The organism is Rathayibacter oskolensis (assembly GCF_900177245.1).
In the GTDB taxonomy this organism is placed as follows: Bacteria; Actinomycetota; Actinomycetes; order Actinomycetales; family Microbacteriaceae; genus Rathayibacter; species Rathayibacter oskolensis.
The window spans coordinates 977,898-988,889 of the sequence record NZ_FXBM01000001.1; the positions used below are offsets into that span (position 1 = coordinate 977,898).

Consider the following 10,992-nt stretch of genomic DNA (forward strand, 5'->3'; position numbering starts at 1 on the left):
GTCAGGCCGCCGTCGGGGCGACGGGTCCCGCGGGCGGAACGGCGGCGAGCATCCGCTCGAGGGCGACGCGAGCCTCGGCCTGCACGCTCTCGGCGACGGAGATGCGGTTGAGCACGCGGCCCTCGACCAGGCCCTCGAGGACCCAGGCGAGGTAGCCCGGGTGGATCCGGTACATCGTCGAGCACGGGCAGACCACGTCGTCGAGGCAGAAGATCGTGTGCTGCGGGTACTGAGCCGCGAGCCGCTGCACGAGGTTGATCTCGGTGCCGATCGCGAAGGTGCTGCCGGCGGGTGCCGCCTGGATCGCCTTCACGATGAAGTCGGTCGAGCCGTACTCGTCGGCGGCGTCGACGACCGCCATCGGGCACTCGGGATGCACGATCACGCGCACTCCGGGGTGCTCGAGGCGCGCCTTCTCGATCTGCGCGACGGTGAAGCGCTTGTGCACCGAGCAGAACCCGTGCCAGAGGATGACCTGCGCGTCGAGCAGGGTCGCGGTGTCGGAGCCGCCCTGCGGCTTCCGCGGGTTCCACATCGGCATCCGCTCGAGCGGCACGCCCATCGCTTTGGCGGTGTTGCGGCCGAGGTGCTGGTCGGGGAAGAAGAGGACCCGCTGCCCGCGCGCGAAGGCGTCCTCGAGCACGGTCGCGGCGTTCGAGGACGTGCAGACGACGCCTCCGTTGCGGCCGCAGAACGCCTTGAGCGCGGCGGAGGAGTTCATGTAGGTCACCGGGACGAGCGGCACGCGGCCGTCGGCGTCGGGCTCGGTGCCGTAGAGCTCGGTCAGCTCGGCCCACGCGTCCTCGACGGAGTCGATGTCGGCCATGTCGGCCATCGAGCAGCCGGCCGCGAGGTTCGGAAGGATCACGGCCTGCTCCGGACGCGAGAGGATGTCGGCCGTCTCGGCCATGAAGTGCACGCCGCAGAAGACGATCGCCTCCGCCTCCGGGCGGCCCTTCGCCGCCTTGGCGAGCTGGAACGAGTCGCCGACGAAGTCGGCGTACTGCACCACCTCGTCGCGCTGGTAGAAGTGCCCGAGCACCACGACGCGGTCGCCGAGGGTCTCCTTCGCCGCCAGGACGCGGCGGTGCAGCTCGTCGGCGCTCGCTGAGGTGTACTCGTCGGGCAGTCGGCCCTGCACCGGTGCCGCAGCCGGGATCGGGTCGGCCTGGGAGGCGCCGGGACCGTACGCGGGGAGGCCGAGGTCGAACGACCAGGGCGCGTCGGCGAGCTCGGGGGCGCAGGTCGCGCCGGGGGCTCCCCGCTCGATGAGCTGGATGGTGCTGTCGACCGATGTCACGGTGTCTCCTCGGATGGTGCGGACTGACGGGGCGCTCAGACGGGGAGCGGACCGTTGTCGACGAGTGCCACTGACCCGTCGTAGCGGTACAGCCGGGGCGGGCGGTGACGGGTGCCCGTCAGGCGCTCCTCGGTCGGGACCACGGTCTTGGAGGCCTCGATCGTGCGGCGGAAGTTCGCCGGATCGAGGGGTTTCTGGAGCACGGCCTCGTGCACCTCGCGCAGCTGGGCGAGGGTGAACGTCTCGCCGAGGAACGCGTGGGCGATGCGGGAGTACTCCATCTTGTTGCGCAGGCGCCACAGCGCGTACTCGACGATCACCCCGTGATCGAACGCGAGCTCGAGGGGCAGATCGGTGCAGAGCCAGGTGACGTTCTCATCGTCGAGCGCCTCGTCCGCCTCCGAGGTGCGCACGAGCGCCCAGTAGACGATCGAGACCACGCGGCGCTCGCCGGGGGAGCGGTCCGTGCCGCCGACGGCGTAGAGCTGCTCGAGGTAGCGGGGGGCGAGGCCGGTGGTGTCGCGCAGAGTGCGGCGCGCCGCCTCCGCGAGGTCCTCGTCGGGACGGAGCGGCCCGCCGGGGAGCGCCCAGAGACCCTCGAACGGCTCACGGATGCGTCGGACGACCGGGATCCACACCGTGCTCGCCCCCGTCTCGGGGTGCGGGCGCAGCGCGAAGATCACGGTCGACACCGCGAGCTGCGGCTGATCGTCTCGATCCACGGGATGTCCCTACTAAGAGTCGTCGTGACACTAAGTGCTGGAGCGAGCTTAGTGTCATCCCGACCCGAACACCAAACCATGCAGGTCGGACTCGCGAGACGCCACCGGTGAACGACACACGCCGGAGGAGGCGCTCCGAAGTGGCCTCTCGAGGAGGGGACAGTGCGTGCAGGCCCCCGCTAGGCTGACAGGACAACCGAATACCGGGCCGCATACGCGACGCGGGAGAGCCGACTCCGGTCGGCACCGAAGGAGCAAGCCTCCCCGCCAATCTCTCAGGTCTTGTACCGCGTCGAACTGGCCACTCTGGAAAGCGATCCGCCTACGGATCCGCCCATGGTGAAAGCGAACGTCCCTCCGAGGGCGCCGCGAATCTCTCAGGCACCACGACAGAGGGGGAGTTCCCACGGCACTGCTGTGCCACGCATCGCCGACCAGCGGACGCGGAGACGGCACTGCGACGAAACGGAGAACTCCCATGTCCGACACCCCCGCCGGCGAGACCACCGCAGCCGAGAACACCGCCGACGCCGGCGCCGTGTCTCCCGACGCCACCCCGGTGCCCGAGGCCGCAGAGCCCCGCTACTCGCCCCTCCACGAGGTGCACGTCGCCGCCGGCGCGTCCTTCACCGACTTCGCCGGCTGGCAGATGCCGGTCCGCTACTCCGGCGATCTCGCCGAGCACCACGCCGTCCGCACGGCGGCGGGCCTGTTCGACCTGTCGCACATGGGCGAGATCCTCGTCGTCGGTCCGGAGGCGGTCGACGCCCTCGACTACGCGCTGGCGAGCGATCTCACCGCCGTCGCCGTCGGACGCGCCAAGTACACGCTCCTCCTCGACCGCACCGGCGGCGTGATCGACGACCTCGTCGTCTACCGCACCGGCGAGGACCGCTTCATGGTCGTCGCCAACGCCTCGAACCGCCACGTCGTCGCCGAGCAGCTCCGCGACCGCACCGCGATGTTCGACTGCGAGCTCTTCGACGAGAGCGACGACGTCGCGCTCCTCGCCCTGCAGGGTCCGCGCTCGCTCGAGATCCTGCAGAACGTGCAGGGACTGGCCGTCGAGACCGAGCGCGGTGCGGAGTCGGTGCTCGACACCGACGACGCCGCCCGACTGCTCGCCGAGCTCCGCTACTACCGCGCCGTCCCCGCGACGTTCGAGGCGCATCCCATCCTCATCGCGCGCACTGGCTACACCGGCGAGGACGGCTTCGAGATCTACGTCGCACCCGACACCGCGCCGTCCCTCTGGCAGGCGCTCGCCGAGACCGGGGCCGGAGCCGGGCTCGTTCCCGCCGGTCTCGCCGCGCGCGACACCCTGCGGCTCGAGGCGGGCATGCCGCTCTACGGCCACGAGCTCTCCCGCGAGATCTTCCCGGCGCAGGCCGGTCTCGGGCGCGTCGTCGCGTTCGGCAAGCCGATCGACTTCGTCGGGCGCGCCGCCAGCGAGGAGGGCCCGGCGGGGGACGCCCCCGTCCTCGTCGGCCTCACCGGCGAGGGCCGCCGCGCCGCCCGTGCCAACTACAGCGTCTACGCCTCCGACGACGCGACCGACGCGATCGGAGTCGTGACCAGCGGCGTCCTCTCGCCCACGCTCGGCGTCCCGATCGCGATGGCCTACGTCGCCCCGAGCCACGCGCAGCCCGGCACGACGCTCTCCGTCGACATCCGCGGCAGCCGCCTCCCGATGACCGTCACCGAGCTCCCCTTCTACTCGAGAAAGAAGAACTGACATGGCTGTTCCGGCCGACCTGCAGTACACCTCCGATCACGAGTGGATCCTCGTCGACGGCGACACCGCGACCGTGGGCATCACCGCCTATGCGGCCGACAAGCTGGGCGACGTCGTGTTCGTCGAGCTGCCCGACGCCGGCTCCCGCGTCGAGGGCGGCAGCGTCGTCGGCGAGATCGAGTCGACGAAGTCGGTCGGCGAGCTGTTCGCGCCGGTCGACGGAGAGGTCCTCGAGACCAACACCGCCGTCGTCGACAGCCCCGAGCTGGTCAACTCCGACCCGTTCGGCGAGGGCTGGCTGATCAAGGTGCGCTTCGACACCCTGCCCGACGGCCTCCTCGACGCCGCCGCGTACGGCGAGCTGGTCGGAGAGTAGATGTCGTCCCCCCGCATCCCCGGCGACTTCGAGTCGCGCCACATCGGGACCGACGCCGACGCCCAGCGCACCATGCTGGCCGCGCTCGGCTACGACTCCGTCGACGCGCTGGTCGCCGCCGCCGTGCCCGACTCGATCCAGGTCCGCGATCTCGAGCCGGTCCTCCCCGCCCCCGCGACCGAGACGGAGGCGCTCGCCGAGCTGCGCGCGCTCGCCTCGCGCAACACGGTGCGCCGCCCGCTGATCGGTCTCGGCTACCACGGCACGCACGTGCCCGCCGTGATCAAGCGCAACGTCCTCGAGAACCCGAGCTGGTACACGGCATACACGCCGTACCAGCCCGAGATCTCGCAGGGCCGCCTCGAGGCGCTCATCAACTTCCAGACGATGGTCTCTGACCTCACCGGTCTCGACACCGCCGGCGCCTCGATGCTCGACGAGGGCACCGCCGTCGTCGAGGCGATGCTGCTGGCCCGCCGTGCCTCGAAGGCGCGCACCGACGTCTTCGTCGTCGACTCCGACGCGCTGCCGCAGACGCTCGCGCTGCTGCGCGGCCGCGCGGAGGCGGTGGGCATCCGCATCGTCGAGCTGCCGCTGTCCGAGACCCCGCCCGACGAGGTCCCGGAGGCGTTCGGCGCGCTCGTGCAGTACCCGGCCGCCTCCGGCCGCCTGTGGGACCCGTCGGCGGTCCTCGCCGCCGTCAAGGCGCACGGCGGCCTCGGCGTCGTCGCCGCCGACCTCCTCGCGCTCACCCTCGTCCGCTCGCCGGGCGAGCTCGGCGCGGACGTCGCGGTCGGCACCTCGCAGCGCTTCGGCGTCCCGATGGGCTTCGGCGGCCCGCACGCCGGTTACCTCGCGGTGCGCAAGGGGCTCGAGCGACAGCTCCCCGGCCGCCTCGTCGGCGTCAGCCAGGACGCGGTCGGCCATCCCGCCTACCGACTGTCGCTGCAGGCCCGCGAGCAGCACATCCGGCGCGAGAAGGCGACCTCGAACATCTGCACCGCCCAGGTGCTGCTCGCCGTCATGGCGGCGATGTACGCGGTCTACCACGGCCCCGACGGGCTCGCCCGGATCGCCGAGCGCGTGCACTCGCACGCCGCGCTCCTCGCCCGCCTGCTCACCGACGCCGGCCGCACCCTCCTGCACGACGACTTCTTCGACACCGTCGCCGTCGTCGTGCCGGGCGGCGCGGAGGCGGCGCTCGTGCGCGCCCGCGACGCCGGCTTCGACGTGCGGCTGATCGACGCCGACACGGTCGCCGTGTCGATCGACGAGACCGTCACCACCCAGGAGGTGATCGCCGTCGCCACCGCGATCGGCGAGCTGCCCACCTCCTCCGGCTTCATCGGTGGCGCCGCGCGCCGGATCCCCGCCGATCTCGAGCGCGCGACCCCGTTCCTCGTGCACCCGATCTTCAACACGCACCGCAGCGAGACGTCGATGATGCGCTACCTCAAGCGCCTCGCCGACGCCGACTACGCGCTGGACCGCGGCATGATCCCGCTCGGCTCCTGCACGATGAAGCTCAACGCCGCCACCGAGATGGAGGCGGTCAGCTGGCCCGAGTTCGCGAACCTGCACCCGTTCGCGCCCGAGTCCGACGTCGAGGGCTCCCTCGCGCTCATCGACCAGCTCGAGCGCTGGCTCGCGCACCTGACCGGCTACGACTCCGTCTCGCTGCAGCCCAACGCCGGCTCGCAGGGCGAGCTCGCCGGGCTCCTCGCGATCCGCGGCTACCACCGGTCGAACGGCGATCTCGACCGCACCGTCTGCCTGATCCCCTCGAGCGCGCACGGCACGAACGCGGCCAGCGCCGTGCTGGCGGGGATGCGCGTCGTCGTCGTCGCCTGCGACGAGCTCGGCAACGTCGACCTCGACGACCTGCGCGTGAAGATCGCCGAGCACGCGGCGTCCCTCGCGGCGCTGATGATCACCTACCCGTCGACGCACGGCGTCTACGAGCACGAGGTCGCCGAGATCTGCCGCCTCGTCCACGAGGCCGGCGGCCAGGTCTACGTCGACGGCGCGAACCTCAACGCGCTGCTCGGGTTCGCCCGCTTCGGCGACTTCGGCGGCGACGTCTCGCACCTCAACCTGCACAAGACGTTCTGCATCCCCCACGGCGGAGGCGGCCCCGGAGTCGGTCCCGTCGCAGCGAAGGCGCACCTCGCGCCGTTCCTGCCCGGGCACCCGCTCGCGCAGCGCCTCGAGCACGCCGTCGGCCAGGACGGCGCGACCGTCGTGCACGGCGGAGCACCCGTCTCGGCCGCGCCCTACGGCAGCCCGGGCATCCTGCCCATCTCGTGGGCCTACGCCCGGATGATGGGCGAGGAGGGGCTGCGGGCCGCGACGGGTGCGGCCGTCCTCTCGGCGAACTACGTGGCGACGCGACTCCGCGAGCACTTCCCCGTGCTCTACACCGGTGACAACGGACTCGTGGCTCACGAGTGCATCCTCGACATCCGACCGCTCACCGCGGCCACCGGAGTGAGCGTCGACGACGTCGCGAAGCGGCTCATCGACTACGGCTTCCACGCACCGACCATGAGCTTCCCGGTCGCGGGCACACTGATGGTCGAGCCGACCGAGAGCGAGGACCTCGCCGAGATCGACCGGTTCATCGACGCGATGATCGGCATCAAGGCCGAGGCCGACCGCGTGGGCGCGGGGGAGTGGCCGGTCGACGACAACCCGCTCCGGGGTGCGCCGCACACCGCCGAGTCCCTCGTCGCCGAGGAGTGGACGCACCCGTACTCGCGCGAGGAGGCGGTCTACCCCGTCCGCTCGCTCGTGCGCGGCAAGTACTGGCCGCCGGTCCGGCGCGTCGACCAGGCCTACGGCGACCGCAACCTCGTGTGCGCCTGCCCGCCGATCGAGGCCTTCGCCTGACGTCCGCTGCTGACCCGCACAACTGAGGCTGGATGCACGATTCCCGAGGATGCTCGGCGTTTCGGGCCATCCAGCCTGAGTTGTGAGGCGGTTGGGCGCTCCTCCCGAGGTTATGGCACCCGTCAGCTCTCCACTGTTGCCGGCCTGCGCCGCGCGCGCCCCCGCCCACGAGGCCATCCTCGCCGCATGGACCGCCTCCTCCTCGCCCTCGCCGCTCGCGGCGGGGTGGCGTCAGCCCGTCAGCTCGCCTCCGCCGGGTGCAGCCGGCACTTCCTCGAGTCGGCCGTGCGCGACGGGCTCGTGATCCGACTGCGACGGGGCTGGTTCGCTCTGCCGTCCGTCCCTGTCGACGAGCGACGAGCCGTCGCAGCAGGCGGAGTGCTCACCTGCGCGTCCGCGCTCGCCTCCCGGAAGGTCTGGGTCCTCGCAGAGCGGGAGCTGCATGTCGCCGTCGCACCGAACGCGGTGCGGTCGCCCGCGCGAGGTGTCCGCCTGCACTGGAGTCGGTGGCCGGGATGCGGTCAGGAGACGTCCTCGCGCGACGGGATCCGTGCCAGCGCCCTGCACGCGGTCGCCTGCCTCCCCGAAGAGGAGGCGGTCATGGCCCTCGACTCGGTGGTGGACAGGGGCCTCCTGCCCTACGACGACCTGATCGAACTGAGCTCTCTCGCGTCCGCTGGGCGACGACGGGTCTTCGACTTGGTCGTGAGGGGCTGCCAGTCGGGTCTCGAGACCAGGATCCGCCTGGCCGCAGTGCGCCTCCGGACACGCGTTCGCGCACAGGTTCCGGTGGAGGGGGTGGGCTCCGTCGACAACGTGATCGGCGACTGCCTCGCGGTCGAGACGGACGGTCGTGCCTTCCACACCGGCTCCGTTGCGCTCGAAGAGGACTATCGCCGCACGCTCGCGTTGCAGGCGCGCGGCTTCGTCGTCGTGCGGCTGTCCTCTCGTCAGGTGCTGCACGACTGGCCGGCCACTGAGGCGTCCCTCGCCGGTCTGGTGCGTCGTCGCGTGCACCTGTGGACGCCGTCTCAGCGACGACGCCTGCAGAACGAAGGCTGAAAGCGTCGAACCGTCGCGGAATTCCCGGAATCGGGTGTCCAGCCTTACTTGTGCGGCGCCGACGCTACCGACGTCGACGCCCGCTCAGCCGCTCGGAGTCGGAGTCGGAGTGCCGGGCGGCGTCGGCGCGCCGAACAGCTCCGGCCAGAGCGCGACCGCCAGCGGGTATCCGACGAACGACACGATGTCGATGATCGAGTGCGCGATCACGAGCGGGAGCGTGCGTCCGAAGCGCTGATAGAACAGCCCGAACACCACGCCCATGATCACGTTCCCGATGAACGGGCCGATGCCCTGGTAGAGGTGGTAGCTGCCCCGGAGGAGCGCGCTGGCGAACAGGATCCGCCAGCGTCCCCAGCCCAGATCCTCCAGACGCGCGAACAGGTAGCCGACGACGATCACCTCCTCCTGGATCCCCGCGCGGATCGCGGACAGCACGAGCACGGGGACCGTCCACCAGAGCCAGTCCTCTGGCGCGGCGCTCACCGCCACGGTGATGCCCAGCGCCCGGCCGACGACGTAGAGGCCGATGCCCGGGGCTCCGATCGCGACCGCGAGGACGGCGCCCGTCCCGAGGTCCCATCCCGGACGGCGCAGGTCGAGACCGAGGCGGCCGAGGGGGCGCCCCGAGCTCTGCCAGAGCAGGAAGGCGCAGAGGGCGACGGGCACCAGGTCGAAGAACAGCGCCAGGAGCTGGTAGATCAGGTCGAACACGGGCCGGTCGCTGAGGGATCCGTTGATGGTCGCCGTCTGGTCGCCGAGCGCGGTCGGCCCGGTCAGCTTGTTGGTGATCGAGACGATCGAGTAGACGGCCGACGCGCCGAGCGAGAGCCCCAGCACCAGGAGGATCTCGGCCCTGATCCGCCGCCTCGACGGGGTGCTTCCTGGAAGGTCGATGGACACCGGCCGGATCCTTTCGAAACTTCGATGATGTGCGTGATGGCGCCCCTGGACGCACGATTCATGCGGAACGACGCAAGGATTCCACCTCCCGGTTACCGCTGTGTAACGGTTCCCACATGCTTTTGCAGAGATAGCGAGTCAATACATAGTCTCGTGCAAGGCATTCGCGCGGTGGCCAACAGTCCTCGTGCGCCGACGCCGTCGCCACGCGCACGGCCCTCTCCGCGTCAGGGAAACCACTTCTCGCGCGCCCCCACATCACTGGAGGAATAGTGAAAATCAGACGATTCGGCCTCGGAGCTCTGGCGCTCGTCGCCGCGAGCACGCTGGTCCTGGCGGGCTGCACCAGCTCGGGCGACACCGGAGGCGGTGACGCGGCAGGCGACTCCGCCGCCATCATCACCACCAACGGCTCCGAGCCGCAGAACCCGCTGGTTCCGACGAACACCAACGAGGTGGGCGGCGGCAAGATCCTCGACGAGATCTTCGCCGGCCTCTACTACTACGACGCCGACGGTGCCGCCGTTGCGGACCTCGCGGAGTCGGTCGAGTCGGACGACGCTCAGAACTACACCATCACGATCCAGTCGGGCCGCACCTTCACCAACGGTGAGGAGATCACCGCGCAGTCGTTCGTCGACGCGTGGAACTACGGAGCCAAGTACTCGAACGAGCAGCTCCAGAGCTACTTCTTCGAGGACATCGAGGGCTTCAGCTACGAGGAGGACACCGAGCTCACGGGCCTGAAGGTCGTCGACGACACCACCTTCACCGTCGCCCTCACCTCGCCCAAGTCCGACTTCCCGCAGCGCCTGGGCTACTCGGCCTACTACCCGCTGCCCAGCGTCGCCTACGACGACATGGACGCCTTCGGTGAGAACCCGATCGGCAACGGCCCCTACATGCTCGACGGCGACGGCGCGTGGCAGCACGACGTGCAGATCGACCTCGTCGTGAACCCCGACTACGACGGACCCCGCGTCCCGGTCAACGGCGGCATCTCGATCGTGTTCTACGCGACCCAGGACGCCTCCTACGCCGACCTCCTCGCCGGCAACGTCGACGTGGTCGACCAGATCCCGGACTCGGCGTTCGGCACCTTCGAGAGCGACCTCGGCGACCGTGCGGTCAACCAGCCCGCGGCCGTGTTCCAGTCCTTCACCATCCCGGAGCGCCTCGAGCACTTCAGCGGTGAAGAGGGCCAGCTGCGCCGTCAGGCGATCTCGATGTCGATCAACCGCGAGGAGATCACCGACGTGATCTTCGAGGGCACCCGCACCCCCGCCTCCGACTTCACCTCCCCGGTGATCGACGGCTGGAGCGACTCCCTCGAGGGCGCCGACGTGCTCGCGTACAACCCCGACGAGGCCAAGGCGCTGTGGGCTCAGGCCGACGCGATCAGCCCGTGGAGCGGCACCTTCTCGATCGCCTACAACGCCGACGGCGGCCACCAGGGCTGGGTCGACGCGGTCATGAACTCGGTCAAGAACACCCTCGGGATCGACGCCTCCGGTGTCGCCTACCCGACCTTCGCCGAGGCCCGCACGCTCATCGTGGACCGCACGATCGAGACCGCGTTCCGCACCGGATGGCAGGCCGACTACCCCGGTCTGTACAACTTCCTCGGACCGCTGTACGCGACCAACGCCTCCTCGAACGACGGTGACTACTCCAGCCCCGAGTTCGACCAGCTCCTGCAGGACGGCTCGGCCGAGACCGACCTCGACACCGCGAACGAGGACTACCAGAAGGCTCAGGAGGTCCTGCTGAAGGACCTGCCCGCGGTCCCGCTCTGGTACTCCAACGTGACCGGTGGATACGGCGAGTCCGTGTCCAACGTAGAGTTCGGCTGGAACTCGGTTCCGCTGTTCTACCAGATCACCAAGAGCTGACATCAGACACGACGGGCGCTTCGCCCGTGGGACGGCATCGCCGTTCCCACGGGCGGAGCGCCTTGTCAGGTCACGATCGAATGAGGTCCTCCATGCGACACCGGAACAGGCAG

8 protein-coding genes, 1 pseudogene and 2 riboswitches are annotated in these 10,992 nt (G+C 70.4%); of the genes and pseudogenes, 6 read left to right on the forward strand and 3 right to left on the reverse strand.

The features are described 5' to 3' along the window. Nucleotide 1: 1 nt before the first annotated feature. Together nadA and B9Y99_RS04830 are read right to left on the reverse strand one after the other, a co-directional pair. Complete coding sequence (gene nadA / locus B9Y99_RS04825) at nucleotides 2–1,300, reverse strand: quinolinate synthase NadA (RefSeq protein WP_085475414.1); 1,299 nt, start codon at nucleotides 1,298–1,300, stop codon at nucleotides 2–4. Nucleotides 1,301–1,335: 35 nt separating this feature from the next. Then, nucleotides 1,336–2,022 (reverse strand): NUDIX hydrolase, encoded by a 687-nt coding sequence (locus B9Y99_RS04830; protein WP_085475415.1) that lies wholly within the window; start codon nucleotides 2,020–2,022, stop codon nucleotides 1,336–1,338. A 212-nt stretch (nucleotides 2,023–2,234) separates the two neighbouring features. Further along, nucleotides 2,235–2,322: riboswitch (glycine riboswitch) on the forward strand. A gap of 1 nt (nucleotide 2,323) precedes the next feature. Continuing rightward, a riboswitch (glycine riboswitch) is annotated at nucleotides 2,324–2,422 on the forward strand. A gap of 78 nt (nucleotides 2,423–2,500) precedes the next feature. On the opposite strand from B9Y99_RS04830, the gene gcvT reads away from it, so the two are divergent. The 5 genes and pseudogenes from gcvT to B9Y99_RS19135 all read left to right on the forward strand — a co-directional run bounded on the left by gcvT (nucleotide 2,501) and on the right by B9Y99_RS19135 (nucleotide 8,084). Further along, entirely contained in the window at nucleotides 2,501–3,757 is a 1,257-nt protein-coding gene (gene gcvT / locus B9Y99_RS04835; RefSeq protein ID WP_085475416.1) for a glycine cleavage system aminomethyltransferase GcvT, read from the forward strand. A gap of 1 nt (nucleotide 3,758) precedes the next feature. Beyond that, entirely contained in the window at nucleotides 3,759–4,133 is a 375-nt protein-coding gene (gene gcvH / locus B9Y99_RS04840) for a glycine cleavage system protein GcvH (protein WP_085475417.1), read from the forward strand. Further along, the gene (gene gcvP / locus B9Y99_RS04845; RefSeq protein WP_085475418.1) at nucleotides 4,134–7,022 is read left to right on the forward strand and encodes an aminomethyl-transferring glycine dehydrogenase; all 2,889 of its coding nucleotides are present in this window, start codon (nucleotides 4,134–4,136) and stop codon (nucleotides 7,020–7,022) included. Between the two features lie 186 nt (nucleotides 7,023–7,208). Continuing rightward, nucleotides 7,209–7,346, forward strand: a pseudogene (locus B9Y99_RS19435) (type IV toxin-antitoxin system AbiEi family antitoxin domain-containing protein); the annotation flags it as partial. 276 nt (nucleotides 7,347–7,622) lie between these two features. Continuing rightward, a complete protein-coding gene (locus B9Y99_RS19135) occupies nucleotides 7,623–8,084 on the forward strand; it encodes a DUF559 domain-containing protein (protein ID WP_244274772.1) in 462 nt (153 codons plus the stop codon). A gap of 84 nt (nucleotides 8,085–8,168) precedes the next feature. On the opposite strand, the gene B9Y99_RS04855 is transcribed toward B9Y99_RS19135, so the two are convergent. After that, entirely contained in the window at nucleotides 8,169–8,987 is an 819-nt protein-coding gene (locus tag B9Y99_RS04855) for a CPBP family intramembrane glutamic endopeptidase (RefSeq protein ID WP_244274773.1), read from the reverse strand. A 272-nt stretch (nucleotides 8,988–9,259) separates the two neighbouring features. Between B9Y99_RS04855 and B9Y99_RS04860 the strand changes: the two genes are divergently transcribed. Further along, nucleotides 9,260–10,879 carry a peptide ABC transporter substrate-binding protein gene (locus tag B9Y99_RS04860; RefSeq protein ID WP_085475421.1) on the forward strand — a complete coding sequence of 540 codons (1,620 nt, stop codon included), beginning with the start codon at nucleotides 9,260–9,262 and terminating at the stop codon, nucleotides 10,877–10,879. Nucleotides 10,880–10,992 lie beyond the last annotated feature (113 nt).